The sequence below is a fragment of the Sulfitobacter sp. JL08 genome (genome assembly GCF_003352045.1).
In the GTDB taxonomy this organism is placed as follows: Bacteria; Pseudomonadota; Alphaproteobacteria; order Rhodobacterales; family Rhodobacteraceae; genus JL08.
Genome location: NZ_CP025815.1, coordinates 3,687,747 through 3,713,686, shown reverse-complemented (window position 1 = coordinate 3,713,686; position 25,940 = coordinate 3,687,747). Strand labels below are relative to the sequence as shown.

Sequence of the window (25,940 nt, the reverse complement as noted above, 5' to 3'; positions counted from 1 at the left end):
ATATTGCGTCATGAAAATGCAGCCGCAGCGGTATGCCGCGTCTGCATGTCTTTAATCGGGCTGCACTTTGTGCACTTTGATGTGGATCAGTCGCGTTCCACACACATAGCGACACCCATGCCACCGCCGATGCACAATGTGGCCAGGCCCTTTTTCGCGTCACGGCGCTGCATTTCAAACAGCAGCGTGTTCAAAACCCGGCAGCCCGAGGCGCCGATGGGATGACCGATTGCGATCGCGCCGCCGTTCACGTTCACGATCTCCGGGTTCCAGCCCATGTCCTTGTTGACCGCGCAGGCCTGTGCGGCAAACGCCTCGTTGGCTTCTACAAGATCCAGATCTTCGGCTTTCCAACCTGCTTTTTCCAGCGCCTTGCGGCTGGCATAGATCGGTCCAACGCCCATGATCGACGGGTCCAGACCGACGGTCGCATAAGATGCGATACGGGCCAGAGGTTTGATGCCGCGTTTTTCGGCATTGTCTGCGGACATCAGCAGGGTCGCGGCGGCACCATCATTCAGGCCGGAAGCGTTGGCGGCTGTGACCGATCCATCCTTGGTAAAGGCGGGGCGCATCTTGGCCATGGCTTCGATATTGGCGCCGTGACGGATGTATTCATCGGCATCTACCACGATGTCACCCTTGCGGGTCTTGACCGTGAAAGCGACGATTTCATCTTTGAACTTGCCGGCTTTCTGTGCGGCTTCGGCCTTGTTTTGCGACGCGACGGCGAATTGATCCTGCGCTTCGCGGCTGATCTGCCATTTCTCAGCAACGTTTTCGGCCGTCTGGCCCATGTGATAGCCGTTGAAGGCATCCCACAATCCGTCGCGGATCATGGTGTCGATATATTTCATATCCCCCATTTTGTGGCCGGCACGCAGGTGGGCGGCGTGGGGGCTGAGGGTCATGTTTTCCTGTCCGCCGGCGATCACGATATCCGCGTCACCCAGCTGGATGTGCTGGGCGCCCAAGGCAACGGCGCGCAGGCCCGAGCCACACACCTGGTTGATTGACCAGGCTGCGGCTTCCAGTGGAAGGCCGGCGTTGACATGTGCCTGGCGCGCCGGGTTCTGGCCCTGGGCGGCTGTCAGAACCTGACCCAGAATGGTTTCGGACACTTCCGATTTGTCGATACCGGCGCGTTCGACAACGGCCTCAAGCACGGTTGCGCCCAGATCATGGGCCGGTGTGTTTGCGAAAGATCCGCCAAAGCTGCCGACAGCAGTACGTGCCGCGGATGCGATTACAATATTGGTCATGGTGATGTGTGTCCTCTACCAGGTTCCGGTTCTGGCCGAGAATCAAACAGGAATTGCCGTGTTTGCAATGTCCTGCTCCTCCGCCCTTCGGGAGTGCAATAAAGGATTAGCTGCAGTGCGGCAACAGACAGGGTGTCTCAGGTGTTGGAGAACGCGAAAAGCATAGGGTTATGCCGAGGCGCGCGAGCCTTTTTGGCGGTGGTCCGGTGCTGCCCATTGTGGTGATGTCGTCGTGCTGCCAAAGAAATAACCCTGCATGCAATCCACCCCCAGACTGACCAGCATGGTCACATCTTCGGCGGTTTCGACATGTTCCGCGACGGTGACCATTTCAAACTGTTCCGCAATTGCGATCATCGCGCGCACCAGAATCTGATTGTCCGGGTGTGTTGCGATACCGCGGATGAACTGACCGTCGATCTTGATCATGTCGAAATAGAAGTCTTTCAGATGCCGCAGGGATGTGACGCCGGCGCCGAACCCATCCAGAGCAAAGGAAATGCCGCGCGATTGCAGCCGTTTCATGAAGTCGACAACCAGTTCGGGCACCTGCATCGCGGATGTTTCGTTGATTTCAAGGATCAGCCGCTCCGCGAGGGTCGGATTTCGGTTCAACCCGCGATCAAGCACACGCATCCAGCGCCGGTACCCGATCGAGCGCGCGGACATGTTGATCGACAAACGCAAGCCGGGATTGTTGGCAAGGGTCCGAAGCCCGATTTCCAGCGCAAGACAGTCCAGCTTGCGGCCGAGTTCGCTGGTTTCGACAACGCTCATAAAATCTTTGGCCGGTATGATGCGGCCTGTTTCGTCTTTCACCCGGATAAGACCTTCGTAAAAGGCGGGTTTGTCCGGAGACTGACACAGGATTACAGGTTGATAGGTCAGAAACGTTTCCTTGTGCGCAATGGCATGCGCAACCATGTCCAAAACGGATTTGTCACGCGACGACACGGCAAAATTGATCGGAGAATCCTCGCCACGTTCGACAGCGTGGAACCGTTTGCCTTTGCGTTGCATCATGTTGTCATCGCCTGATCAAACCCATTATCGGGTCAGAGTGTTGCGCCGAAACGCTAAAAAGGGCTTAACCTCTGATTTTGGTTCAAGTTTGATACAACCGCAAAGCAGGAGGGTTCGAATTGACGCAAAGATGTGGCTGGGCCGGACCGGAACAGATTTATCTGGATTATCACGACACCGATTGGGGTGTTCCTGAATATGACAGCCGCGCGTTGTGGGAAAAGCTTGTCCTTGACGGGTTTCAGGCCGGGCTAAGCTGGATCACCATTCTGAAGAAGCGCGAGAATTTTCGTGCCGCTTTCGAAGGGTTCGACCCGAATGTGATTGCCGAATGGGGCGCCCCCGAAGTTGACCGCCTGCTTTCCAATCCCGGAATAATCCGGCACCGCGGCAAGATCGAAGCGACGATCACAAATGCCAGAGCGTGGCAGAAGATCGAAGCCGATGGCGGGTTTGACCAGTTTTTGTGGGATTATGTCGGCGGCAAGCCGCTGCAGAACGCCTGGACTTCGCTGGATCAGGTGCCTGCACAAACACCTTTGTCGGCAATGGTATCAAAAGACCTGAAGAAATCGGGTTTCCGGTTTTGCGGCCCGACAATCGTTTATGCGTTCATGCAGGCCACCGGACTGATCAATGACCATCTGGTCGGATGCCCGCGCCATGACCAGGTGAAAGCCCTTGTACGCTGACGGATCAGCCGCCTGCCAACAACGTGGAGATAATGGTTTTGGCACTGTCCGATACCCAGTCGGCATCGCCCCGCAGCCGTGCGATTTCCTGGCCTTCGGGGTTGATCAACACGGTAATTGGCAGCCCGAAAATACCCATGTCGCGGGCCAGGGCCTGTTTCGGGTCCTGATGCCGGGGCAGATTGCTGACACCGATGTCATCAAAAAACTTCCTGATCCCGGTGGGAGAGTTGCGGCCCGTTGCAATTGTCAGAACTGTGAAATTGTCGCCGCCAAATTTGGTCTGAAGTTCTGACAGCATCGGCATTTCCTTGCGGCAGGGCGCGCACCATGTCGCCCAGAAGTTCAGCAGGACATACTTGCCCTGATACTCCGCGAGCGTGGTGGTGCCACCGTCATCCTCGATGTTGAACGGGGTTGCGGGAACCTGCTGCGGGTCGGCATGGAACACCAGCTTTTTCATATCGCCTTCGCGCAACGCCTCAAGCGTTGACGCATCGCTGAAAGCGGGGTTTGCACCCAAGACAAGGGCCGTATAAACGAGCGCCAACCAGATTTTTTTCATGTTCCCTCCCAGCGGGTGTATTCAAATGACCGACAAAACCCAGAACCAGATGTGGGGCGGCCGCTTTGCCGCCGGACCAGATGCGATCATGGAAGCAATTAACGCGTCCATCGGGTTTGACCAGCGTATGGCGGCGCAGGATATTGCCGGTTCGCGGGCCCACGCAGCCATGCTTGGCGCAACGGGCATCATAAGCGATAGCGATGCCGCCGCCATTCAAAAAGGTCTTCTCACGGTATTGTCAGAGATCGAAGCGGGGGATTTCCCGTTTTCGACGGCTTTGGAAGACATTCACATGAATGTGGAGTCGCGCCTGAAAGAGATTATCGGTGAACCGGCAGGGCGCCTGCACACCGGGCGCAGCCGCAACGATCAGGTGGCCACCGATTTCAAATTGTGGGTGCGCGACCAGTTGGACGCCGCCGATGGTGCGATTGTCGCGTTGATGAAGGCGCTGTTGGGACAGGCCGAGGCAGGGGCCGACTGGGTCATGCCGGGGTTTACGCATCTGCAAGTGGCGCAACCGGTCACATGGGGCCACCACATGATGGCCTATGTCGAAATGCTGGGCCGTGATCTGGGGCGGATGCGGGATGCGCGGGCGCGCATGAATACTTGTCCGCTGGGCACCGCAGCGCTGGCCGGCACATCGTTTCCGATTGATCGCGATATGACGGCATCCGCGCTGGGTTTTGACGCGCCCGCCGCCAATTCGCTGGATGCGGTCAGCGATCGCGATTTTGCGCTGGAATTTCTTGGTGCCTCCAGCATCTGCGCCATGCACCTAAGCCGTCTGGCCGAAGAACTGGTGATCTGGTCGTCAGCGCAGTTCCGGTTTGTCACGCTGTCGGACCGGTTTTCCACCGGAAGTTCGATCATGCCGCAAAAGAAGAACCCCGATGCCGCCGAACTGATCCGCGCCAAGGTCGGGCGGATCATGGGGGCCAATGTTGGTTTGATGATGGTGATGAAGGGGCTGCCGCTGACCTATTCAAAGGACATGCAGGAAGACAAGGAACAGGTGTTTGATGCTGCCGATAACCTGATGCTGGCCCTTGCCGCAATGGAAGGCATGGTGCGCGACATGACCGCCAACCGTGATCATCTGGCCGCCGCCGCCGGGTCCGGTTTTTCCACGGCGACCGATCTGGCGGATTGGCTGGTGCGCGTTCTTGGCCTGCCGTTTCGCGATGCGCACCATATCACCGGGGCACTGGTTGCGATGGCCGAAGGCAAGGGCTGTGATCTGCCGGATTTGACCGTTGAAGACATGCAGTCGGTGCATGCGCAGATATCCGCAGAAGTGTTTGATGTGCTGGGCGTGCAAAATTCGGTCAATTCGCGTATATCCTATGGGGGAACCGCGCCAGATCAGGTGCGGTTGCAGATCGCGCGCTGGAAAGAGGTTCTGGGATGAAACATGCGGCTGTTTTGATGATCGTTCTTACTGCGCTTGCTGCATGTGGCGCGGACGGAGAGCCAGTGCGGCCCAGTGTGAACGCGGGCGTGAGCGTGACGCCCAGTGGCGTTTATCCTTCCGCGTCCGTTGGGGTCAGCAAGGGGCCGTTGTCGGTCTTTCTGGGCCTTTGATGGTATCGCAGCGGGCACGCATATATACTTGTTTTCGAACGCTGAATGGTTAGATCAAGCTGACAGTTGCCTAGTTTGACAGGGTCAAGGGCACCAGTTGCAGGCTTTGGCAGCCCTGAAATGCCAAGACACAAAGGTGAAAGCCAATGAAGTTTATTGTTCTAACGGTATTATGTGCATCGGTTGCCGCGTGTGGCGCCCCGTCGGGTAACACGTATTCGACGCCAGATAACGAACGCCAGATCACAACGCCGCCGCCGGGCATTTCCGTATCCGGCTATGCGCGGTTCGGTGTGGTCGGTCACCGCTGATGTCGCCTTTGCGCATGGTCTATCTTGCCCTTGCCGTCTGGGGGGCAATCCATCCGATGTACTATTTCGTCCAGTGGTTCATGGCCAATGGGTTTGACATCATGGCCATGGTGGATGCCTGGCACGTCAATGCCGCCAGCAGCGGGCTGGTCTGGGATCTGACGATTGCGGCCATCACGCTCACGATCTGGATCGTCGCCGAAGTTGCGGTGCGCCGGAACTGGTCTGGTCTGCTGGCGATTCCCGCGACGTTCTGCATTGGAGTCAGTTGCGGGCTGCCTTTGTACCTGTTCCTCAGAACGCGGCCAATAGACTGATAAATAACAGAAACCGGTTGTTTCGTGCGAATCCGGAAACGGTCAGTTTCCGTTACGTCAGGTGCGTCAATGATTGAATCATGGCAGTATTGTGGGAAAGTCTGATCAACGCCTTCGGCTTCGCCGCCGTGCCGGCTTGAAGGTAGTTTGGGGCGTCAGACGTCCCATTTCCAGCGATTTTCCCGCTGTTTCGGCCGCCTGAGTGGCGGTTTCGGCGTTTTTGGGCAGACTCTGCCTCATGCTGCCAGCTTTCTCCGGGTCATGAACAGGTTGCCGAGGGCGAAGAGCGTGAACAGATGCGCCCGGTTCTTGGCCAGCCCACGGTAGCGCGTCTTCACGTGGCCGAACTGGCGCTTCAGGATCCGGAACGGGTGCTCAACCTTGGCCCGGACCTTTGCGATGATCCGGTTGATCTGCACGTCGAGCGGATCCAGTTCGCCACCTTTGGGTGCCTTGCGCATCACGCCCCAGAACCGGCCTGCATCCTTGGTGAAGGCCGCCTCTCGTTCGGAATGCACGTAGCCCTTGTCCGCCCAGACGGATGTTTCGTTGCCGTGCAGCAGTTCGTCCCAGACCTGGCTATCGTGGGTCTTGGCAGTGGTGGTCTCCAGGCTGTGGACGATGCCGCTGTCTGCATCGACGCCAACATGGGCCTTCATGCCGAAGTACCAGTCATTACCCTTCTTGGTGGATGACATCTCGGGATCGCGGGCCTTGGCTTCATTCTTGGTCGAGGACGGCGCATCGATGATCGTCGCATCCACCAACGTGCCAGAGCGCAGCGTGACGCCCTTGTCGGCAAGATAGGCATTCACCTCGGCAAACAGCTTCTCGGTCAGCTGATGCTTCTCCAGCAGGTGCCGGAAGTTCAGGATCGTTGTTTCGTCGGGGATGCGGTCATCGCCAAGCTCGATACCGGCAAACCGGCGCATGGCCTCGCTGTCATACAGGCTCTCTTCGGCCATCGGATCGCTCAGCGCGTACCAGCTCTGAAGGAAATACACTCGCAGCATCGTCTCCAGTGGCATCGGTGGCCGACCACCCTTTGACCCAACCTTCGGATAGTGCGGCTCGATCAGCGCCAACAGACGACCCCAAGGCACCACCGCATCCATCTCCGACAGGAACTTCTCGCGGCGCGTCACCTTCTTCTTCACCGCATCACCAAGGCCGGGAATGGCAGGCTGTTTGGGCATCGGCGGGCTCCTCTCTCATCCGCAGAAACCATACCAAATCACGCCAAAATGGGGAAGTTCTTCAGAGATTCCTGTGTTAGGCAGAATATCGCCTATACGTGCGATTCGCGCGTTTATACGGTATGAGCAGAGCGCAAGAAGAAACGTTCAATGGTTTGGAGAGTAATGATGAAGACGACTTTGAAAGCTGTATTTGCTGCAGCGTCCTTGATGATGGCCCCGATGGCCGCATCGGCCGCCACGACATTCACAATGGATTTTGAAGATAAGAATGCCCACTTGGGCAATGGCGGCGGATGGACCGAGTATACTTTTGCGGGTCGTACGTTCAATCTGTCTGCAACCGGATGGACAGAAGGTGCGAACCTGTTTGACACCGCGTCCTGCCCGACAAAAAACTCTTCTTCGACTACAAGCCATTGCTTCGGCGATTTCGATCTCGTCCCAGAGGCGAATGATGACGGCGTCGGTGGCAATGTTCTGATCCGGCAGCGTAAAGCTGGTTGAATGGGCGATCTGGCGAATGATGCGCCGAACAGCGGAAAGATCATTTTTGAACTGACGTCCGGCCCGGCATTGACATGGCTTGGCGCATCGGCTGTTGACAATGGTGTGTTTACGTTTTTGACCAATATTGACGGGTCCGAAACTACGCTTGGCTCAATCTCCGGTCTGGCGGATCGTGAAACCGCAAAGCTGACGTTCACGGAAAAATCTTCTCTGATCGAAGTAGGTGACCAGTTCATCATCCACTTCAGCGGTTCGGGCGGCGTTGACTCGCTGGTATTCGAAAACATCAGTGTGGTTCCAGTGCCTGCAAGCCTGCCGCTGCTGGTTGGTGCAATCGGCGGATTGGGCTTCATGGCGCGCCGTCGCAAGCAGCGCGCAGCCTGAACCTGACATTCTGAACCGGATCTGAAAGGGCGGCATTGACCGCCCTTTTTTGCATTTCTGATCCGGCCAAATCACGACGGATGATTGCGCTGCCCGCGCGGTCTGATATGACCCGCTAAGGCGCTTACAATTCGGGTATGCCACGGCATGGATCATTTCTTGTATAAAAACGGCGTGTTGCATGCCGAAGACGTGCCGCTCAGCGAAATAGCGGCCACGGTTGGAACGCCGTTCTATGCGTATTCCACAGCAACGCTTTTGCGCCATTTCAGGCTGTTTGATGACGCATTGGCCGGCATGGACCATCTGGTCTGTTACGCCATGAAGGCCGCCAGCAATCAGGCGATATTGAAAACGCTGGCAAATGCGGGCGCGGGTATGGATGTCGTTTCGGGCGGTGAATATCTGCGGGCAAAGGCGGCGGGCGTGCCCGGCGACAAGATCGTGTTTTCCGGTGTCGGAAAAACCGCGGATGAAATGCGTATGGCGTTGACCGTTGGTATCCGGCAGTTCAACGTGGAATCCGAACCCGAAATGGCGCTGTTAAATTCTGTTGCGCTTGAGCTGGGAAAAATCGCGCCCATCACCATTCGCGTCAACCCGGATGTCGATGCCAAGACCCATGCCAAGATCGCGACGGGAAAATCCGAAAACAAATTCGGCATTCCGATTGCCCGGGCGCGCGACGTCTATGCAACGGCAGGCGCAATGCCGGGGCTTGATGTGATCGGGATCGATGTTCACATCGGATCGCAACTGGTCGATCTGGCCCCGTTTGAACAGGCTTATCTGAAAGTTGCCGAACTGACAGAACAACTGCGTGCCGATGGGCATGATATCCGCCGCCTTGATCTGGGTGGCGGTCTTGGCATTCCCTACGCCAGATCAAACGAGGCACCACCGTTGCCGTCGGAATACGGTGCGTTGATCAAGAAATGCGTCGGCCATCTGGGGTGCGAGGTGGAAATTGAACCGGGCCGCCTGATCGTGGGCAACGCCGGCGTGCTGGTGAGCGAGGTCATTTATGTCAAGTCGGGCGAAGGCCGTGATTTTTTGATCCTTGATGCGGCTATGAACGATCTGATCCGGCCGGCGATGTATGACGCCTATCATGATATCGTTCCGTTGCTTGAACCCGACGCAGCCGTTGAACAGCAGCCCTATGATATCGTCGGTCCGGTCTGCGAATCCGGTGATACGTTTGCAAAACAAAGAATGATGCCGCCACTGGATGCGGGTGATCTTGTCGCGTTTCGCAGCGCCGGCGCTTATGGCGCTGTCATGAGCAGCGAATACAATACCAGACCGATGATTCCCGAGGTTTTGGTCAATGGTGATCAATTTGCGGTTATTCGCTCACGTCCAACCTTTGACGAAATGATAAATCGCGATACCATCCCAGAGTGGTTGTAGCGCAGTTCCGCGTTTGCGCCACCGGAGAACGCGATGGCATCTTTTTCCCGCCATGAAATGCGCCGCAGTCTGAAAAGCCTGCGCTGGCCGGTGCGGTTGACCCAAAACGGTATGGTTGCTGAACGCGCACTGCGCAGTTTCTGGCCGTTCCTGTCGCTGTGTCTGGCGGTGATCGGTCTGTTGATGCTGGGCGTGCAGGACATGCTTGCGCTGGAAGTGCTGTGGGGCGGTGTCGTGTTATCGGCGCTGGGCGCGTTGGTTTTCCTGATGCTGGGCATCCGCAGTTTCGCGTGGCCCACGCGGGCCGAAGCGGTGGCAAAGCTGGATGCAACCCTGCCGGGACGGCCCATTCAGGCGCTGATGGATGATGCCGCAATCGGCGCGGATGATGCCAGTGCGATGGCTGTGTGGCGGGCGCATCAATCCCGGATGGCCGCACGCACCAAGGATGCGAAACCAGTTCAGCCCGATCTGCGTATTTCTCGGCGCGATCCGTTTGCTTTGCGATATGTCGCGGTACTTGTGTTTCTGGTCGCCCTGCTGTTCGGATCCGTCTGGCGGGTCGGTACGGTTGGCAATCTGGCCGGTGCATCGGCGGCGGTACCGAACGGGCCCACATGGGAAGGCTGGGTGGAACCGCCCCGTTATACCGGCCTGCCGACTGTCTATCTGAACGATATCACTGACCCGTCATTGCGCGTTGCACAGGGAAGTACGATAACCCTGCGCCTTTATGGTGAAGTGGGCGCGCTGAATGTGACCGAAACGGTTTCGCCGGCAATGTCCGATGTACCGGCTGAAGGGCAGGCATCACCGACCCAGGAATTTACTGTCACACGCAGCGGAAACATCACGATCAACGGTGAAGGCGGGCGCAGTTGGGCCGTCGATCTTGTCTCTGACACACCGCCGCAGATTGAAATCACCGGCCCGGCCGAAGCGTCTGCCGTTGGCGAAATGACCCTGCCGTTCGAGGCGCGCGATGATTACGGTGTGGAATTTGGAACTGCGCGGATCACGCTTGATCTGGACTCGGTTGATCGCCGTTACGGGCTGGCCGCCCAACCGGACCCGCGCGAGGCGATTGTCGTGCCATTGCCGACACCGATCACAGGGGACAGGCGCAATTACGCGGAAAGCCTGATTGAAAACTTTTCCCAACATCCGTTTTCCAATCTTCCGGTGATCGTCACGCTTAACGCCCAGGATGCGCTGGAACAGAGCACACAAGCCGCTGGCAAGCCGATGACCCTGCCGGGGCGAAGGTTCTTTGATCCGATGGCGGCCGCCGTTATCGAACAGCGGCGCGATCTTTTGTGGGCCGCTTCGAATGCGGGGCGCATCGCGCAAGTGCTGCGTGCGGTCTCGCACCGCCCCGATGAAGTGTTCCGCTCGGAAACCGCTTACCTGCGGTTGCGGACCATCCTGCGCCGGATTGAAGCGCTGGCCCCTTACGGTGTATCTCCAGAACAGCAGGATGAAATCGCCTTGGCGATGTGGGATCTTGCGATCATGCTGGAAGAGGGCGATTTGTCCGATGCGCTTGAAAGGCTTCGCCGCGCGCAGGAACAACTGGCCGAAGCGATGAAGAACGGCGCTTCCGATCAGGAAATCGCGGAACTGATGCAGGAACTGCGCGATGCAAGCGATGACTACATCCGCCAGTTGTCACGTCAGGCCCAGCAGGAAGGCGAGCAGAGCGACGAACGCCAGTCGGCCGAGAATTCCATGCAGATGACGCAGGATGACCTGCAAGCGATGATGGATCGCATTCAGGAGCTGATGGAACAGGGCCGTATGGCCGAAGCCCAGCAGGCGCTGCAAGAGTTGCAGCAAATGATGGAAAACATGCGTGTGACGCAAGGACAAGGGCAGGGTGGCCAATCGCCGGGCGAACAGGCGATGGAAGGGCTTGCCGAAACCCTGCGTGAACAACAGGGTCTGTCGGATCAGGCATTCCGGGATCTGCAAGAGCAGTTCAATCCGGGCGCGCAAGCTGGTGAAAGCCAAGGGAACGAAGGCCGAAATGGCGGGCAGGGCCGCGGCCAGAGCCACGAAGGACAAGGCGGCCAGGGTCAGGGGAATGGCGAAGAACAGGGCGACAATCAGGCCCAGGGGTCTGGCAGTCTTGCCGACCGCCAACAGGCTTTGCGTCAGGAACTGGGCCGTCAGCAAGGCAATCTGCCCGGCGCCGGAACACCCGAGGGCGATGCCGCGCGTGACGCGCTGGATCGTGCAGGGCGCGCGATGGACGGCGCAGAGGAAGCGTTGCGCGAGGATGATTATGCCGGTGCGATCGACCAGCAATCCGAAGCGATGGAAGCGCTGCGCGAAGGGATGCGCAATCTTGGCGAGGCAATGGCACAGGAACAACGCAACCAACCCGGTCAGGGCACTGCGGAAGGCAACCGTCAGGCGCAAAACCGCGACCCGCTGGGGCGCAATGCCGGATCAAACGGATCTATGGGAACCGATGAGGGATTGTTGCAGGGCGAAGACGTTTATCGGCGCGCGCGCGAACTGCTGGATGAAATCCGGCGCCGTTCGGGTGACGGGGATCGGCCCGATATCGAACTGGAATATCTGAAACGTCTGCTGGACCGGTTCTAACCTTAACCGCCCGCGCCGCCTGACGCTTTTTCATCCAGCCACTCAAGGATCGACGTGACATAGCCGTCAAGAACGACACGTCCGTTGTCCACCAGAATGACATAACTGTTCAGAGCAGGTTCCGCTTGCGGGACGGTTTCCGAGATTTTCGGCGCAAAAACGTAGATCACGGCCAATATCGCTGCGATCAGGATCGTCAGCGTAAAACCGCGACGGAATCCGCTGCGCTTGCGCATGATTTCGACGTCTTCGTAGACACCGGCATCGCCGATATCGGTCTGCCGGTCGCTTGCCGAGCGCAGGGTCGAATTGATTTCGTCGATGTCGGGAAGCAGATCGCGCCGCGATCCAAGCGCATCTGCCGCGTTGTCCGCAACAGGTGTTTCCGAGCCTTCGCCGCGCATCCGGGCCATCCGTTCGCGCGCTTCGCGAGACCGGCGTGTTGCGTCGTCTTCGGCGGCCTGCAAGCCCAGATCAGGCTGTGTTTCAAGGTTAGAGGATTTTTCGCTGCTGCGTTTTGATGCCTCGTGCGCGGCTTCCTGTTGCAGAATTTCGGCGACAGCAGGATCAAGATCCCGCCGCGGCTTTTCTTCGGCATCGGGTTTCGGTTCGGCACTTTCCTCGGGTTTTGTCTCGGGCTGGTCTTCCGGTTCGGGTGCTTGATCCTGTTCTTCGGCATCATCATCCGCCGTGAGAGTTTCAAGATCATCGTCCGTTGCCTGAGCGTGATCAGGGTGCGACTGGAACCAGGTATCGCCACAATTCGAGCACTGCACATCCCGCCCGTCCAGAGGTATCACCTCATCCGGGACTTCGTATTGCGCGCCGCAATTCGGGCAAATCAATCGCATTTTACTGCCTCATCCACTCGTGATGTCGCCTTTTAGCGTCTTGATCATCCTATATCTTGTAACAAGGCGCGAAAAAAGTGCAATAACCCGAGTTGGTGAAGCGCGTTTGCATATGATGCCAATTTGTCCATGTGGGGAATTGAAACTGCGCAGCGTGTCAGGCACAACACCGGCAGAAAACAAAGGCGGACGCACGCGTGATCGAGCTTGAAAATGTGGCCTATAGCTATGGTGGTGGTGAACTGCTGAGCGATATATCCGTCAAATTGTCTGCCGGATCGTTCCATTTTCTGACAGGTCCGTCCGGTGCCGGTAAAACAACGTTGCTCAAGCTGTGTTATGGGGCTTTGTTGCCCACGTCAGGCCATGTTCGCCTGTTTGATACGGATGTGCGGGCCCTGACGCGCGATGATGTGGCGATGCTGCGTCGCCGGGTGGGTGTCGTGCATCAGGATTGCCAGTTTCTGGATCATTTGTCGGTGTCTGAAAACCTGGCCTTGCCGCTGACCGTTTCAGGACGAGATGCCGCGGGCGAGGCAGAAAACCTGCGCGAGTTGATGCAATGGGTCGGATTGTCGAGCCGCGGCGATGCATTGCCGCCCGAATTGTCCGGAGGCGAGCGGCAACGTGCGGCCCTGGCCCGGGCCGTTATCATGTCGCCTGATGTTGTTCTGGCTGATGAGCCCACCGGAAATGTTGATTGGGAAATGTCGCAACGCCTGCTTAGGCTTCTTGTCGAGCTGAACAAGATGGGCAAGACGATCCTGATTGCGACACATGATCTTGCCCTGATCCGCGCTGCCAAAAGCGAGGTGCAGGCACGTGTCTTGCGTATTTCGAACCGGCGCCTGCAACTTGCGGGGGCCGATCTATGAAATTGAACAGCCGCGCCATTGCATCCTTGCTGACCGGTGATGTGCAGGCAGACCGTATCGTACCACCGACAGGATTTACGGCGCAGTTGACGATTTTCGTATCTGGCGCGATGGCCTTTCTGGTGGTTTTCGCCCTTGCGCTTTCGCTTGCTACGGGACGTTTGGCAGAACGATGGGGCAACGAACTTGCCCAAAGCGCGACGGTTCGCATAACGGCGCCCCAGAATCAGATGGCGGCGCAAACGGCGGCGGCGGTTCGGGTGCTGGAAACCACCGCCGGCATTGAAACCGTGCGCGTACTGTCGCTTGAGGAACAACAGGTTCTGCTGGCGCCCTGGTTTGGCCCGGATGTGCCGTTGGCCGATCTGCCGGTGCCGCAGTTGATAGAAGTGGTTCAGGACAAACCGGGATATGATGCGGCTGGTTTGCGATTGCGCTTGCAGGCCGAAGCGCCCGGTGCCGTTCTGGATGATCACACACGCTGGCGGACCCCGCTGGTTCATGCGGCCGACAGGTTGCGTTTGTTGGGGTGGGTTTCGATTGTCTTGATCGGGTTGACGATGGCGGCGATGATTACGCTGGCCGCCAATGCCGCGCTGGCCGCGAATGCGCAATTGATCGCCGTACTTCGGCTTGTCGGGGCAAAGGACAATTACATTGCCAAAGCTTTTGTGCGCCGGTTCACCTTGCGTGCTTTTGTCGGCGCTGCAGCCGGTATGATCCTTGGCCTGGCTGCTGTTTTCCTGTTGCCGTCCGCATCAGATGAAGGCGGATTTTTAACCGGGCTAGGCTATCAGGGGCGGCACTGGCTTCTTCCCATGGTGATCCCTTTTGCCGCTGCCGTTGTCGCCTTTAGCGCGACACGTTTTGCGGCACAGCGCACGTTGGCGGAACTGGCATGAGCGGTATTGCATTTGCCATCCAATGGGTCCGGTCGCTGCTGTTTGTGGGTCAAATCTATCTGATGATGCCTGTCATCGGGCTGGTCTTTGCGCCTTGGGCCATGTTCAGCCGGAATGGCGCGCGGATTTGTTGCAAAACCTATTCCCGCTGGGTGTTCTGGACGGCAAGCTGGATGGTCGGCATCAAAACCGAAGTGCGTGGCACCCCGCCAACAGGCGAAACGCTGATTGCATCCAAGCATCAGTCCTTTCTGGATATCATGATGATTTTCACGGCACTACCGGCTGCTAAGTTCATCATGAAAAAGGAAATCTTGTGGACTCCGATCATCGGGCAATATGCGCGGTTGCTGAACTGCGTTGCGGTGGATCGCGGCAAACGCGGTGCCGCGATTGAAAAAATGGTAGCAGATGTCGCGTCGGGCCAGCAGGAAGCGGGGCAGTTGATCATCTATTCGCAAGGCACACGGATCAAACCGGGGGTCAAGGCGCCCTACAAGGTTGGAACCGGCGTCTTGTACGAGCAGTTGAACCAGCCCTGTGTGCCGGTGGCCACCAATGTCGGTGTTTTATGGCCGCGAAAAGGCATCATGCGATACCCCGGCGTTGCGATCGTCGAATTCATGGAACCGATTGCGCCGGGTTTGCGCCGGGATGTTTTCATGGCGAAACTGGAACATGACGTGGAAGCGCGATCAGACGCGCTGATGCGCGAAGCGGGGTTTGATCCTGATGGAGTACATTAAGGACATTGATGCGCTTGAGGCACTTTACGGTGAGCCCGGCGCAGTTTCCCTGCGCAAGGTCACGCCCGGTCTGACGCCGCTTTATCGCAAATGGATCATGGCATCGCGTTTGTGCATTCTGTCCACGGTCGGACCGGACGGAACGGATGGCAGCCCGCGTGGCGATGACAGCGCGGTGGTGCAGGAACTGGATGCCAGAACACTGGCCATGCCCGACTGGCGGGGGAACAATCGGCTGGATACCCTGCGCAATATCGTCAGTGACGGACGGGTTTCGCTGATGTTCTTGGTTCCCGGTTCCAATAACGTGATGCGTATCAACGGGCGGGCACAGCTGACCACTGATGCAACGCTTCGGGCCCGTTTTGACAAAGGTGGACGGCAGCCGGCGACGGTGATCGTTATCTCAATACACGAGGTTTACAGCCAGTGTGCGCGCGCGCTGTTGCGGGCAGACATCTGGGGCGGCGCAGATGACAGCGCGGATCTGCCGACGATCGGCCAGATCATGGCTGAGATTACCGACGGGGAAGAAGGCGGTGCAGCCTATGACGATGCGTGGGCCGCACGTGCCGCCAAGACGATGTGGTAGCCTGACACCGCAGTTGTTGCCCGATTTCCTGCTTTGCCCTAGCCTTGCAGGCAGGATGCGTTAAGCGAAACGGGGGGTTGCAATGCGGTTTTTGTATATATGGCTGGTTCTGAGCTGTACGGCGGCGATGATCCGCCCCGTTGCGGCGCAGACATCGCAGCCTGATGATCTGCTGACACTGGCGAAAGGCGCGATCCTGCTGCCGTCCGATCATGATCCGACAGCCGGCCTTGCCCTGACCGATGGCGATCCGTCCAGCACATGGAGCATGAGCACCAAGAAAAACCCGCCGCCCTATTCCTTTGTCTTTGAACTTCTGTCCCCGGCCCTGTTGACCAAGGTAGGTATTCACGGTGCCGGCCCCCGGCCCGGCGGTGTCGCGGGTGGTTCGGCCAAGGATGTGTTGATTGAAGGTTCCGCAGACGGCCCCGAAACCGGATATGTCGAACTGGCGCGTTTCAGCGCGGCCGAGGACGGGGCGACATTGGCAGATGTAACGAACACCACACCGATGCGCTGGCTGCGCGTTACCGTGGAAAGCGCACAATCGCCGGATGCCGCGTTTCTGTACTTTGCCGAAGTGATTGCGCACGGGGAATTGACCGTGCCTGATGATGTGGACCGGTTTACCGGCGTGTTTCAGACCGGGCGCAAGAATTTCGTGGAACTGGTGCAGGCGGATGATCTGATCCTTGGGTGTTTCACGGACAATAGCGGGCTTAGCACGGGTACGGTAACCGGATCGGTGGTTGACGGGGTTGCGCTGCTGTCGTGGCGGTCCGATCAGGGGATCACCGGCACGGCATTCCTGACGGTCGACAACACAGGCGCCCTCGCTGGTGTCCGATACCGCCAGCGCAGCCGGTCGGTCTGGGCCGGACCGGTCGCGCCCGAAGGCACCACGACGCCGTGTAGCCCGACACCTGCAGCAACTGAAACAAGCGCGCCGCCCGATCCGATCGTGACGGCATTAGAGACCGAAGGGGTTGCGCGCCTTTACGGCATCTATTTCGAGGTGGACAGCGATGTTCCCAAACCATCTGCCACCGGCGCATTGGAACGGTTGCTGGCCGCGCTGACGGCTGCGCCCGACCTTGTTGTGGATATAGAAGGGCATACGGACAGCGATGGCGAAGATGCCTATAATCTTGACCTGTCAAACCGGCGCGCGCAAAGCGTGGTCAACTGGCTGGTCGGCCAAGGCATAGACGGCGCCCGGTTGGGGCCCGTCGGCAAAGGCGAAACGGAGCCCGTAGCCAGCAATGACACGGCAGATGGCAAGGCGTTGAACCGCCGCGTCGATATCCGGCGGCAGTAAACCCGCGCGCCGGTCCGCTTACATGTGGATCGGCCCGTCGCCGCAGGCCAGAGCGGCTTCGCGCACAGCCTCGGAGTAGGTGGGATGGGCGTGGCATGTCATCGCCAGATCCTGCGCGGATGCGCCGAATTCCATGGCAACACACACCTCGTGGATCAGATCACCGGCAGCGGGGCCGATGATATGCGCCCCCAGAATGCGATCGGTTTCCTTGTCTGCCAGAATTTTGACGAACCCGTCGCCCGCAAACACCGCCTTGGCGCGCGCATTGCCCATAAAGCTGAACTTGCCCACCTTAAAGGCGCGTCCCTGTTCTTTCAGGCTCTCTTCGGTTTCACCAACATTGGCCACTTCGGGATGCGTATAGATCACACCGGGAATGACACCGTAATTTACATGCCCGTGTTTGCCCGCCACCGTTTCCGCTGCGGCCATGCCTTCGTCTTCGGCCTTGTGCGCCAGCATCGGGCCGGCGATGGCATCACCGATGGCATAGATACCTTTGACATTGGTCTGCCAGTGTTCGTCGGTCTTGATCATGCCGCGCTCGGACATTTCGACGCCCAGTGCATCCAGCCCCAGACCGTCCGTATAGGGTTTGCGCCCCGTTGCCAGCAGCACGGTATCGGCGTCAACCACGTGTTCACTGTCATCCTTGCGCAGTTTATAGGTCACCTTGGCCTTGGTCTTGGTCGCCTCTGTCTTTTGAACGGCGGCGCCCATGATGAATTTGATCCCCTGTTTGCCCAGCATCCGCTTGAACACTTTTTGCACTTCGCCGTCCATGCCGGGCGTGATCGCATCCAGAAATTCGATCACTGTCACCTCTGATCCCAGACGGGCATAGACGCTACCCAGTTCAAGGCCGATCACACCCGCGCCGATCACCACCATTTTCTTGGGCACCTTGCCCAGTTCCAGCGCGCCGGTCGAGGTGACAACCACCTTTTCATCCACGTCGACACCCTTGAGCGGGGCCGGTTCCGATCCGGTTGCGATGATGATGTTCTTGGCCTCGTGCACGTCATCGCCCACCTTGACCTTGCCAGCCTCGGGGATGCTGCCCCAGCCTTTCAGCCAGTCGATCTTGTTCTTCTTGAACAGGAATTCGATGCCTTTGGTGTTGGTATCAACCGTGCTTTGCTTGTAGGCGAGCATCTGTTTCCAGTCGACTGACGGGCTTTTGCCCTTAAGCCCCATCTCTGCGAAATTGTGTTCGGCCTCGTGCAGCATATGGCTGGCGTGCAGCAGGGCCTTGGACGGGATACAGCCGACGTTCAGGCAGGTGCCGCCCAGCGTATCGCGCCCTTCGACGCACGCCACCTTTAGGCCAAGTTGTGCGCAGCGGATGGCGCAGACATAGCCGCCGGGGCCCGAGCCGATGATGATCACGTCATAAGATGCCATTGGTTTATCCTTTGATTTTGGGGCGGTCGGACCGCCCGAATTAGATCAGCGCCGCGAACAGCATGAATGTCGTGGCCAGAAACCCCACCGCCCAGATCAGGCTGCGCCAAGGGCTAAGGCCAAATGCATAGGCCGGAATGTAGGCGATCCGTGCGACCAGATAAACCCATGCGCAACTGGCCGTGAAAGGGGTGGATTGATCTGTAAGGGCGATCACCACGCAGGCGATGGTGAACAGGATCAACCCTTCGAAATGGTTGTTCAGGGCGCGGATCAGGCGGCCCGTCGGGACGCTGACCTGATCCTGCAAATCACCGCCCAGGCGATGGCGATCCCGAGGAGACAGCGTCTTGCCCGGCCCCAGTTCGATATTCGCAGGCACCGCCATCAGGACGTACTGAACGACCTGAAGCAGGGCAGCGAGGGTGAGGACAGTGAGTTCGAGGGTCATTGGCCTTGACCCCTTGCCGATGCCCGCACGGGTTGCGCCCAACCGCTTCTTCCCGGCAGGCACATTTTTCGAAACTGGCGGGCGAATGTGTCCCTATGTCTCTCGCCGCGGATCAAAATGATCACAAATCCATCAGCAAGCGGCGCGGATCCTCGATCAGTTCCTTGACGCGGACAAGGAACGTGACAGCGCCCTTGCCGTCGATGATCCGGTGGTCATAAGACAGTGAAATGTACATCATCGGGCGGATCACAACCTCGCCGGCGATGGCCATCGGGCGGTCTTGAATCTTGGCAAGGCCAAGAATGCCCGATTGCGGCGGGTTTAGGATCGGGGCGGTCATCAGCGAACCGTAAACGCCGCCGTTCGAAATGGTGAATGTGCCGCCCTGCATTTCGGCCATGGTCAGCTTGCCATCACGCGCGCGTTTGCCTTTTTCGCCAATGGCTTTTTCAATGTCGGCAAACGACATCTGATCGACATCGCGCACAACTGGCACCACAAGGCCGGTGGGTGTGCCAGCAGCCACGCCCATATGCACATAGTTCTTGTAGATCACGTCGGTGCCGTCGATTTCGGCGTTCACCTCGGGAATTTCCTTAAGAGCGTGGCAGCACGCCTTGGTGAAGAACGACATGAAGCCCATGCGCACGCCGTGTTTCTTTTCAAACGAGTCTTTGTATTCCTTGCGCAGTGCCATCACCTCGGTCATGTCGACCTCGTTAAAGGTGGTTAGGATCGCGGCGGTGTTCTGTGCCTCTTTCAGGCGGCGGGCCATTGTCTGTTTCAACCGCGTCATTTTCACACGTTCTTCGCGTGCGGCATCATCCGCGGCAGATGGCGCGCGGGACGGGGCAGCCGTCGGCGCAGGCGCGGCTGCGGCGCTGGTGCCCGCGGCCAGTGCCTTGGCCACATCTTCTTTCATGATCCGCCCGTCGCGGCCCGTGCCGGTAACGGCGTCGGCGCTGATCCCGGCTTCGGTCATGGCCTTTTTCGCCGAGGGTGCGTTTTCCACATCCTTGCCGGATGCGGCGGGGGCTGCGGGCGCGGCAGCGGGGGCCTCAGCGGCAGGCGCGGCGGCTGCGCCTGAACCGGAAATCACGGCGAGTTTTGCCGAAGCATCCACGGTGCTGCCTTCGGGGGCGACGATTTCGGCCAGAACACCGGCGGCGGGGCTTGGCACTTCGACGCTGACCTTGTCTGTTTCCAACTCGCACAGCATTTCATCCTGCGCGACAGTATCGCCCACGGCCTTGAACCATGTGCTGACGGTGGCTTCGGTCACGGATTCGCCAAGGGTGGGCACCATCACATCGGTTGTGCCGCCGCTGTCTTTTGGCGCGGCGTCCGCAGCTGGTTTTTCAGCAGGGGCGTCGGATTTTGCGGCACCTTTGCCTTCGTTCAATGTGGCCAGCAGGGCGTTCACCCCCACAGTATCGCCTTCTGCGGCAACGATATCACCCATTGTACCGGCCGACGGGCTGGGCACTTCGACGGTGACTTTGTCGGTTTCCAGCTCGCACAGCATTTCATCGACAGCGACAGCATCACCGGGCTTTTTGAACCAAGTGGCCACGGTTGCTTCGGTCACGGATTCGCCCAGAGTCGGGACGCGGATTTCGATTGTCATGGTTTATTTTCCTTCAATAGTCAGCGCGTCGTTCACGAGGGCTGCTTGCTGGGCTTTGTGCTGAGAGGCGAGGCCGGTGGCGGGGGAAGCCGCAGTGGCGCGGCCCACATAGACGGGGCGTTTGTGCTTGGCCTTGATCCGGCCCAGAACCCATTCGATATTCGGTTCCATGAACGTCCACGCGCCCTGATTTTTCGGTTCTTCCTGACACCAGACCACTTCGGCCGATTTGAACCGTTCCAGTTCGTTAACCATCGAAATCGCCGGGAACGGATAGAACTGTTCGACCCGCAGAAGGTAAATATCGTCGATCCCGCGCGCATCGCGTTCTTCCAGCAGATCAAAATAGACCTTGCCGGAACACAGCACGACACGTTTGATCTTGTTGTCCGGCTTCAGCTTGGTATCGGAATTGCCGTGCTGCGCATCGTCCCACAACACGCGGTGAAAGGACGATCCTTCGGTGAATTCTTCGGCTTTGCTGACGGCCATTTTGTGACGCAACAGCGATTTCGGCGCCATGATGATCAGCGGTTTGCGGAAAGACCGGTGCACCTGTCGGCGCAGGATGTGGAAATAGTTCGCAGGCGTCGTGCAGTTTGCCACGATCCAGTTGTCCTGTCCGCACATTTGCAGGAACCGTTCCAGACGGGCCGACGAATGTTCCGGCCCCTGGCCTTCGTAGCCATGTGGCAGCAGGCACACCAGACCGGACATGCGCAGCCATTTGCTTTCGCCCGAGCTGATGAACTGATCGAACATGATCTGTGCGCCGTTGGCGAAATCGCCAAACTGCGCTTCCCAGATGGTCAGCGCGTTGGGTTCAGCCAGGGAATAGCCGTATTCGAAGCCAAGCACCGCGTATTCGGACAACATCGAGTCGATGACTTCGTAATGCGACTGGCCTTTGCGCACATGGTTCAGCGGGTAATACCGTTCTTCGGTGTCCTGATTGATGAAACCGGAATGGCGGTGGCTGAAGGTACCGCGCGTCGCATCCTGACCGGACAGGCGCACCGGATAGCCTTCGGTCAGCAACGATCCAAAGGCCAGCGCCTCGCCCGTGGCCCAGTCAAAGCCTGTGCCAGAGTCAAACATCGCCTTTTTGCTTTCCAGCAACCGGCCAACGGTTTTGTGCAACGGAAAATCAGCGGGCGCGGTTGTCAGGGCCTTGCCGACCTCTGCCAGTGTTTTCGCGGGAATTGCGGTTTCGCCGCGCACGTAATCTTCTTTGTTGCGGCCCAGATGCGACCAGCGCCCATCCAGCCAGTCGGCTTTGTTGGGCTTATATTCCTTACCCGCTTCGAACTCATCGTTCAGAAACGCCTGAAAGGCGGTTTTCATATCCTCGATTTCGCCTTCGGGGATCAGGCCGTCCTTGACCAGACGTTCGGTGTAAAGCGACAGAGTGGTTTTGTGGGTCTTGATCTTCTTGTACATGATCGGGTTGGTGAACATGGGCTCGTCGCCCTCGTTATGTCCAAACCGGCGGTAGCAAAAGATATCCAGAACGACATCCTTGTGGAACTTCTGGCGGAATTCAGTGGCAACCTTGGCCGCGTGCACAACCGCTTCGGGGTCATCGCCGTTCACGTGGAAAATCGGTGCTTCGACCATCAGGGCGATATCGGTCGGGTACGGGGACGAACGCGAAAAATGCGGTGCCGTGGTGAACCCGATCTGGTTGTTCACGATGATATGCATCGTACCGCCGGTCTTGTGCCCCTTGAGGCCGGACAGGCCAAAGCCTTCGGCGACAACACCCTGACCGGCAAAGGCCGCATCTCCGTGCAGCAGGATCGGCAGAACCTTGATGCGTTCCTTGTCGTTCAGCTGGTCCTGTTTGGCGCGGGCCTTGCCCAGCACCACGGGATTGACCGCCTCAAGGTGGCTTGGGTTGGCTGTCAGCGACAGATGGACCGAGTTGCCGTCAAATTCACGATCTGATGACGCGCCAAGGTGGTATTTCACATCGCCCGATCCGTCGACATCTTCAGGTTTAAAGCTGCCACCCTGAAATTCGTTGAAAATCGCGCGGTAGGGCTTTTGCATGACGTTGGCCAGCACCGACAGACGGCCGCGGTGGGGCATGCCGATAATGATATCGCGCACACCCAGCGCGCCGCCGCGTTTGATGATCTGTTCCATCGCGGGGATCAGGCTTTCGCCGCCGTCCAGACCAAAGCGTTTGGTGCCCATGTATTTGACATGCAGGAATTTTTCAAAGCCTTCGGCCTCGACCATCTTGTTGAGGATCGCCTTGCGGCCTTCGCGGGTAAAGCGGATTTCCTTGTCCAGCCCCTCGATACGTTCCTTCAGCCAGCTGGCTTCTTCCGGATTTGAAATATGCATGTATTGCAGGGCAAACGTGCCGCAATAGGTGCGTTTCACAATTTCCACGATCTGGCGCATCGACGCGATTTGTAGGCCCAGAACATTGTCGATGAAAATCGGGCGATCCATATCGGCTTCGCTGAAGCCGTAGGATTTGGGATCAAGTTCGGGATGCGCCGCCATTTCGCGCATGCCCAGCGGATCCAGATCGGCCACCAGATGGCCACGGATACGGTAGGCGCGGATGATCATCAGGGCGCGGATACTGTCCAGCACGGCACGTTTGATCGCATCTTCGCTGACTTTGGCACCGGTTTCGGCGGCTTTGGCGGCAATCTTTTTACCTGCGCCATCCGCTTCGGCGGGCGGCGCGGGCCATTCACCGGTCAGTGCCGATGTCAGATCGTCATTGGGGGCCGGGGGCCAATCCGTGCGCGCCCAGGACGGGCCGGATGCTTCTTTCTTGATGTCCAGATCGGCATCGCCCAGAGCCTTGAAAAACTCGGCCCAGGCTGCATCGACCGCGTTCGGGTCGTTGGCATATTGCGCGTAAAGCTGTTCCAGATATTCCGAATTGTGCCCCTGCATGAACGAAGAGGCGTGGAACTGGTCGTTGGTGGGTTGTTCGGTCATGTCTGGACCCCAATTCAAAATATGTGGACACGAAAATTCAAACCCGCCCCGCATGCTGCGGAACGGGCCAATTCAGTTACCCGATCGCTTCCAGTACAGCTTCACCAAGGCTTGCCGGGCTTTCGGCCACGACAATTCCGGCACTGCGCATTGCTTCGATCTTGCTTTCCGCGTCGCCTTTGCCACCGGCTACAATGGCACCGGCATGGCCCATGCGCCGACCCGGAGGTGCGGTACGGCCCGCGATGAAACCGGCGGTGGGTTTCCAGCGGCCCTTTTTCTTTTCGTCTGCCAGAAACTGTGCGGCTTCTTCTTCGGCGCTGCCGCCGATTTCGCCGATCATGATGATGCTTTGCGTTTCAGGGTCGGCCAGAAACATTTCCAGAATATCGATATGTTCGGTGCCCTTGATCGGGTCGCCGCCGATGCCGACTGCGGTGGACTGGCCAAGCCCGCTGTCCGATGTCTGTTTCACCGCCTCGTAGGTCAGCGTGCCCGAGCGGGACACAACACCGCAGGATCCACGCTTGTGGATGTGGCCGGGCATAATGCCGATCTTGCAGGCGTCCGGCGTAATCACACCGGGGCAGTTGGGGCCGACAAGGCGCGATTTCGATCCGTCCAGCGCACGTTTGACCCGCATCATATCCAGCACCGGAATGCCTTCGGTGATGCAGATGATCAGTTCCATTTCAGCGTCAATCGCTTCCAGGATCGAATCCGCGGCAAAGGGGGGCGGCACATAGATCACGGACGCGTTCGCGCCGGTGGTGTGCATCGCTTCGTGCACGGAATTGAACACCGGCAGGTCAAGATGGGTGCTGCCGCCTTTGCCTGGCGTTACGCCGCCGACCATTTTGGTGCCGTAGGCGATCGCCTGTTCCGAGTGGAACGTGCCCTGAGAGCCGGTAAGGCCCTGACAGATGACTTTGGTGTTTTCGTCGATGAGAATGGCCATTTGGTGGCTCCTTGATATCTTTTGTTCGGAATGAAGGTTGGCGCGCTGTGCGATTAACCCTTCACGGCCTTCACGATCTTCTCGGCCCCGTCGCGCAGATCATCTGCGGCGATCACGTCCACATCGGAATTGTTGATGATGGCCTTGCCTTCTTCGACCTTTGTGCCTTCCAGACGGACCACCAGCGGCACTTTCAGGCCCACCTCTTTCACGGCGGAAACAACGCCCTCGGCGATCACGTCGCAGCGCATGATGCCGCCGAAAATGTTGACCAGAATGCCTTTGACGTTGGGATCGGATGTGATGATCTTGAACGCTTCGGTCACTTTTTCCTTGGTTGCACCACCACCAACGTCCAGAAAGTTGGCGGGTTCCGCACCATAAAGTTTGATGATGTCCATCGTTGCCATGGCAAGGCCCGCGCCGTTGACCATGCAGCCGATTTCTCCGTCCAGCGCGATATAGTTCAGATCGTATTTGGACGCGGCCAGTTCTTTGGGATCTTCTTCGGTTTCGTCGCGCAGTTCCGCAATATCGGAATGGCGATAGATCGCGTTGCCATCGAACCCCATCTTGGCGTCCAGACATTTGAGATCGCCCTTGTCGGTCACGATCAGCGGGTTGATCTCCAGCATTTCCATGTCTTTTTCGGAAAACATTTTATAAAGTGTGCCCATCAAGGCCACACATTGTTTGATCTGCGCGCCTTTCAGGCCCAAAGCAAATGCGATGCGGCGCCCGTGAAACGCCTGATACCCTGTCGCGGGATCAACACTGAACGACAGGATCTTTTCCGGAGTGCTTGCGGCGACTTCTTCAATGTCCATGCCGCCTTCTGTCGAGCAGACAAAAGAAATACGGCTGGTTTGGCGATCGACCAACAGGGCCAGATACAATTCCGTTTCGATGCCGGATCCGTCTTCGATATAGATGCGATTGACCTGCTTGCCCGCGGGACCGGTTTGATGGGTGACCAGTGTCCGGCCCAGCATTTTCTTGGCTTCCTGCGCGGCTTCTTCCACCGACTTGGTCAGGCGGACACCGCCTTTTTCCCCGGCGTCAGCTTCTTTAAAGCTGCCCTTGCCGCGACCACCGGCGTGGATCTGTGCCTTGACCACCCACAACGGACCGTCCATTTCGCCTGCGGCGGTTTTGGCGTCTTCCGCCCTTAACACGACCCGCCCGTCCGAGACCGGTGCGCCGTAACTGCGCAACAGTGCTTTTGCCTGATACTCGTGGATGTTCATCAAATCTGTCCCGTCTAGCTTCAATTATCTGCCTATAGTCGCGTGTTCGTCAGATAATTAAATGCCATTTTGCCGCAGTGGCGGCTTTTCGACAAGAAAAGCGACATTTGTGATCACAGGGAA

The 25,940-nt window shown here is 58.2% G+C and carries 25 protein-coding genes; 14 read left to right on the top strand and 11 right to left on the bottom strand.

Annotation, left to right across the window (positions count from 1 at the left end):
- Nucleotides 1-86: 86 nt before the first annotated feature.
- Nucleotides 87-1,262 carry an acetyl-CoA C-acetyltransferase gene (locus tag C1J05_RS18270; protein WP_114871503.1) on the bottom strand — a complete coding sequence of 392 codons (1,176 nt, stop codon included), beginning with the start codon at nt 1,260-1,262 and terminating at the stop codon, nt 87-89.
- A 168-nt stretch (nt 1,263-1,430) separates the two neighbouring features.
- Entirely contained in the window at nt 1,431-2,282 is an 852-nt protein-coding gene (locus C1J05_RS18265) for an EAL domain-containing protein (RefSeq protein ID WP_114872433.1), read from the bottom strand.
- Between the two features lie 122 nt (nt 2,283-2,404).
- On the opposite strand from C1J05_RS18265, the gene C1J05_RS18260 reads away from it, so the two are divergent.
- Nucleotides 2,405-2,977 (top strand): DNA-3-methyladenine glycosylase I, encoded by a 573-nt coding sequence (locus C1J05_RS18260; RefSeq protein ID WP_114871502.1) that lies wholly within the window; start codon nt 2,405-2,407, stop codon nt 2,975-2,977.
- A gap of 4 nt (nt 2,978-2,981) precedes the next feature.
- Here the strand turns inward: C1J05_RS18260 and C1J05_RS18255 are convergent, their stop codons facing one another.
- A complete protein-coding gene (locus C1J05_RS18255) occupies nt 2,982-3,542 on the bottom strand; it encodes a TlpA family protein disulfide reductase (RefSeq protein WP_114871501.1) in 561 nt (186 codons plus the stop codon).
- A gap of 25 nt (nt 3,543-3,567) precedes the next feature.
- Here C1J05_RS18255 and argH point away from each other — a divergent pair, with 25 nt between their 5' ends.
- The 4 genes from argH (at nt 3,568) to C1J05_RS18240 (ending at nt 5,760) form a co-directional block, all read left to right on the top strand.
- Nucleotides 3,568-4,959: an argininosuccinate lyase gene (gene argH, locus C1J05_RS18250; protein WP_114871500.1), complete on the top strand. Its 1,392-nt coding sequence runs from the start codon at nt 3,568-3,570 to the stop codon at nt 4,957-4,959.
- Nucleotides 4,956-5,132 (top strand): hypothetical protein, encoded by a 177-nt coding sequence (locus tag C1J05_RS21770; RefSeq protein ID WP_205388991.1) that lies wholly within the window; start codon nt 4,956-4,958, stop codon nt 5,130-5,132. Before argH ends, C1J05_RS21770 begins: the two co-directional genes overlap by 4 nt.
- 146 nt (nt 5,133-5,278) lie before the next feature.
- Nucleotides 5,279-5,443, top strand: a complete 165-nt coding sequence (locus C1J05_RS18245; protein ID WP_114871499.1) for an argininosuccinate lyase — start codon at nt 5,279-5,281, stop codon at nt 5,441-5,443.
- Nucleotides 5,443-5,760 carry a DUF2834 domain-containing protein gene (locus C1J05_RS18240; RefSeq protein WP_114871498.1) on the top strand — a complete coding sequence of 106 codons (318 nt, stop codon included), beginning with the start codon at nt 5,443-5,445 and terminating at the stop codon, nt 5,758-5,760. Before C1J05_RS18245 ends, C1J05_RS18240 begins: the two co-directional genes overlap by 1 nt.
- A 236-nt stretch (nt 5,761-5,996) precedes the next feature.
- On the opposite strand, the gene C1J05_RS18235 is transcribed toward C1J05_RS18240, so the two are convergent.
- A complete protein-coding gene (locus tag C1J05_RS18235) occupies nt 5,997-6,956 on the bottom strand; it encodes an IS5 family transposase (protein WP_114868636.1) in 960 nt (319 codons plus the stop codon).
- A 165-nt stretch (nt 6,957-7,121) separates the two neighbouring features.
- Here C1J05_RS18235 and C1J05_RS18230 point away from each other — a divergent pair, with 165 nt between their 5' ends.
- The 4 genes from C1J05_RS18230 to C1J05_RS18215 all read left to right on the top strand — a co-directional run bounded on the left by C1J05_RS18230 (nt 7,122) and on the right by C1J05_RS18215 (nt 11,873).
- On the top strand, nt 7,122-7,463 hold the full coding sequence (locus tag C1J05_RS18230) for a hypothetical protein (protein WP_114871497.1): 342 nt from the start codon (nt 7,122-7,124) through the stop codon (nt 7,461-7,463).
- On the top strand, nt 7,464-7,850 hold the full coding sequence (locus C1J05_RS18225) for a VPLPA-CTERM sorting domain-containing protein (RefSeq protein WP_114871496.1): 387 nt from the start codon (nt 7,464-7,466) through the stop codon (nt 7,848-7,850).
- 147 nt (nt 7,851-7,997) lie between these two features.
- The gene (gene lysA, locus C1J05_RS18220; RefSeq protein WP_114871495.1) at nt 7,998-9,263 is read left to right on the top strand and encodes a diaminopimelate decarboxylase; all 1,266 of its coding nucleotides are present in this window, start codon (nt 7,998-8,000) and stop codon (nt 9,261-9,263) included.
- Between the two features lie 33 nt (nt 9,264-9,296).
- The gene (locus C1J05_RS18215; RefSeq protein WP_114871494.1) at nt 9,297-11,873 is read left to right on the top strand and encodes a TIGR02302 family protein; all 2,577 of its coding nucleotides are present in this window, start codon (nt 9,297-9,299) and stop codon (nt 11,871-11,873) included.
- Between the two features lie 2 nt (nt 11,874-11,875).
- Here C1J05_RS18215 and C1J05_RS18210 read toward each other — a convergent pair whose 3' ends face one another.
- A complete protein-coding gene (locus C1J05_RS18210) occupies nt 11,876-12,724 on the bottom strand; it encodes a zinc-ribbon domain-containing protein (protein ID WP_114871493.1) in 849 nt (282 codons plus the stop codon).
- Between the two features lie 197 nt (nt 12,725-12,921).
- On the opposite strand from C1J05_RS18210, the gene C1J05_RS18205 reads away from it, so the two are divergent.
- The 5 genes from C1J05_RS18205 to C1J05_RS18185 all read left to right on the top strand — a co-directional run bounded on the left by C1J05_RS18205 (nt 12,922) and on the right by C1J05_RS18185 (nt 17,157).
- Nucleotides 12,922-13,599 carry a cell division ATP-binding protein FtsE gene (locus tag C1J05_RS18205; RefSeq protein WP_114871492.1) on the top strand — a complete coding sequence of 226 codons (678 nt, stop codon included), beginning with the start codon at nt 12,922-12,924 and terminating at the stop codon, nt 13,597-13,599.
- Complete coding sequence (locus tag C1J05_RS18200) at nt 13,596-14,501, top strand: cell division protein FtsX (RefSeq protein WP_114871491.1); 906 nt, start codon at nt 13,596-13,598, stop codon at nt 14,499-14,501. Before C1J05_RS18205 ends, C1J05_RS18200 begins: the two co-directional genes overlap by 4 nt.
- Nucleotides 14,498-15,247: a lysophospholipid acyltransferase family protein gene (locus C1J05_RS18195; RefSeq protein WP_441351672.1), complete on the top strand. Its 750-nt coding sequence runs from the start codon at nt 14,498-14,500 to the stop codon at nt 15,245-15,247. The genes C1J05_RS18200 and C1J05_RS18195 overlap by 4 nt, the downstream gene beginning before the upstream one ends.
- A complete protein-coding gene (locus tag C1J05_RS18190) occupies nt 15,234-15,839 on the top strand; it encodes a pyridoxamine 5'-phosphate oxidase family protein (protein ID WP_114871490.1) in 606 nt (201 codons plus the stop codon). The genes C1J05_RS18195 and C1J05_RS18190 overlap by 14 nt, the downstream gene beginning before the upstream one ends.
- 82 nt (nt 15,840-15,921) lie before the next feature.
- Nucleotides 15,922-17,157, top strand: coding sequence for an OmpA family protein (locus C1J05_RS18185; RefSeq protein WP_205388990.1), 1,236 nt, complete (start codon nt 15,922-15,924; stop codon nt 17,155-17,157).
- 18 nt (nt 17,158-17,175) lie between these two features.
- Here the strand turns inward: C1J05_RS18185 and lpdA are convergent, their stop codons facing one another.
- The 6 genes from lpdA to sucC all read right to left on the bottom strand — a co-directional run bounded on the left by lpdA (nt 17,176) and on the right by sucC (nt 25,817).
- Nucleotides 17,176-18,564 carry a dihydrolipoyl dehydrogenase gene (gene lpdA / locus C1J05_RS18180; protein ID WP_114871489.1) on the bottom strand — a complete coding sequence of 463 codons (1,389 nt, stop codon included), beginning with the start codon at nt 18,562-18,564 and terminating at the stop codon, nt 17,176-17,178.
- 40 nt (nt 18,565-18,604) lie between these two features.
- Nucleotides 18,605-19,015 (bottom strand): MAPEG family protein, encoded by a 411-nt coding sequence (locus C1J05_RS18175; RefSeq protein WP_114871488.1) that lies wholly within the window; start codon nt 19,013-19,015, stop codon nt 18,605-18,607.
- A 121-nt stretch (nt 19,016-19,136) separates the two neighbouring features.
- The gene (gene odhB, locus C1J05_RS18170; RefSeq protein ID WP_114871487.1) at nt 19,137-20,645 is read right to left on the bottom strand and encodes a 2-oxoglutarate dehydrogenase complex dihydrolipoyllysine-residue succinyltransferase; all 1,509 of its coding nucleotides are present in this window, start codon (nt 20,643-20,645) and stop codon (nt 19,137-19,139) included.
- A 3-nt stretch (nt 20,646-20,648) separates the two neighbouring features.
- The gene (locus C1J05_RS18165) at nt 20,649-23,612 is read right to left on the bottom strand and encodes a 2-oxoglutarate dehydrogenase E1 component (RefSeq protein ID WP_114871486.1); all 2,964 of its coding nucleotides are present in this window, start codon (nt 23,610-23,612) and stop codon (nt 20,649-20,651) included.
- 76 nt (nt 23,613-23,688) lie between these two features.
- Nucleotides 23,689-24,570, bottom strand: coding sequence for a succinate--CoA ligase subunit alpha (sucD, locus tag C1J05_RS18160; RefSeq protein ID WP_114871485.1), 882 nt, complete (start codon nt 24,568-24,570; stop codon nt 23,689-23,691).
- Between the two features lie 53 nt (nt 24,571-24,623).
- Complete coding sequence (gene sucC, locus C1J05_RS18155) at nt 24,624-25,817, bottom strand: ADP-forming succinate--CoA ligase subunit beta (RefSeq protein ID WP_114871484.1); 1,194 nt, start codon at nt 25,815-25,817, stop codon at nt 24,624-24,626.
- Nucleotides 25,818-25,940 lie beyond the last annotated feature (123 nt).

Excerpts from the sequence above, each read along its gene's own strand:
- C1J05_RS18270 (WP_114871503.1), bottom strand. The coding sequence starts at position 1,262 with ATGACCAATATTGTAATCGCATCCGCGGCACGTACTGCTGTCGGCAGC.
- C1J05_RS18265 (WP_114872433.1), bottom strand. The coding sequence starts at position 2,282 with ATGCAACGCAAAGGCAAACGGTTCCACGCTGTCGAACGTGGCGAGGAT.
- C1J05_RS18255 (WP_114871501.1), bottom strand. The coding sequence starts at position 3,542 with ATGAAAAAAATCTGGTTGGCGCTCGTTTATACGGCCCTTGTCTTGGGT.
- argH (WP_114871500.1), top strand. The coding sequence starts at position 3,568 with ATGACCGACAAAACCCAGAACCAGATGTGGGGCGGCCGCTTTGCCGCC.
- C1J05_RS21770 (WP_205388991.1), top strand. The coding sequence starts at position 4,956 with ATGAAACATGCGGCTGTTTTGATGATCGTTCTTACTGCGCTTGCTGCA.
- C1J05_RS18245 (WP_114871499.1), top strand. The coding sequence starts at position 5,279 with ATGAAGTTTATTGTTCTAACGGTATTATGTGCATCGGTTGCCGCGTGT.
- C1J05_RS18240 (WP_114871498.1), top strand. The coding sequence starts at position 5,443 with ATGTCGCCTTTGCGCATGGTCTATCTTGCCCTTGCCGTCTGGGGGGCA.
- C1J05_RS18235 (WP_114868636.1), bottom strand. The coding sequence starts at position 6,956 with ATGCCCAAACAGCCTGCCATTCCCGGCCTTGGTGATGCGGTGAAGAAG.
- C1J05_RS18230 (WP_114871497.1), top strand. The coding sequence starts at position 7,122 with ATGATGAAGACGACTTTGAAAGCTGTATTTGCTGCAGCGTCCTTGATG.
- C1J05_RS18225 (WP_114871496.1), top strand. The coding sequence starts at position 7,464 with ATGGGCGATCTGGCGAATGATGCGCCGAACAGCGGAAAGATCATTTTT.
- lysA (WP_114871495.1), top strand. The coding sequence starts at position 7,998 with ATGGATCATTTCTTGTATAAAAACGGCGTGTTGCATGCCGAAGACGTG.
- C1J05_RS18215 (WP_114871494.1), top strand. The coding sequence starts at position 9,297 with ATGGCATCTTTTTCCCGCCATGAAATGCGCCGCAGTCTGAAAAGCCTG.
- C1J05_RS18210 (WP_114871493.1), bottom strand. The coding sequence starts at position 12,724 with ATGCGATTGATTTGCCCGAATTGCGGCGCGCAATACGAAGTCCCGGAT.
- C1J05_RS18200 (WP_114871491.1), top strand. The coding sequence starts at position 13,596 with ATGAAATTGAACAGCCGCGCCATTGCATCCTTGCTGACCGGTGATGTG.
- C1J05_RS18195 (WP_441351672.1), top strand. The coding sequence starts at position 14,498 with ATGAGCGGTATTGCATTTGCCATCCAATGGGTCCGGTCGCTGCTGTTT.
- C1J05_RS18190 (WP_114871490.1), top strand. The coding sequence starts at position 15,234 with ATGGAGTACATTAAGGACATTGATGCGCTTGAGGCACTTTACGGTGAG.
- C1J05_RS18185 (WP_205388990.1), top strand. The coding sequence starts at position 15,922 with ATGCGGTTTTTGTATATATGGCTGGTTCTGAGCTGTACGGCGGCGATG.
- lpdA (WP_114871489.1), bottom strand. The coding sequence starts at position 18,564 with ATGGCATCTTATGACGTGATCATCATCGGCTCGGGCCCCGGCGGCTAT.
- C1J05_RS18175 (WP_114871488.1), bottom strand. The coding sequence starts at position 19,015 with ATGACCCTCGAACTCACTGTCCTCACCCTCGCTGCCCTGCTTCAGGTC.
- odhB (WP_114871487.1), bottom strand. The coding sequence starts at position 20,645 with ATGACAATCGAAATCCGCGTCCCGACTCTGGGCGAATCCGTGACCGAA.
- C1J05_RS18165 (WP_114871486.1), bottom strand. The coding sequence starts at position 23,612 with ATGACCGAACAACCCACCAACGACCAGTTCCACGCCTCTTCGTTCATG.
- sucD (WP_114871485.1), bottom strand. The coding sequence starts at position 24,570 with ATGGCCATTCTCATCGACGAAAACACCAAAGTCATCTGTCAGGGCCTT.
- sucC (WP_114871484.1), bottom strand. The coding sequence starts at position 25,817 with ATGAACATCCACGAGTATCAGGCAAAAGCACTGTTGCGCAGTTACGGC.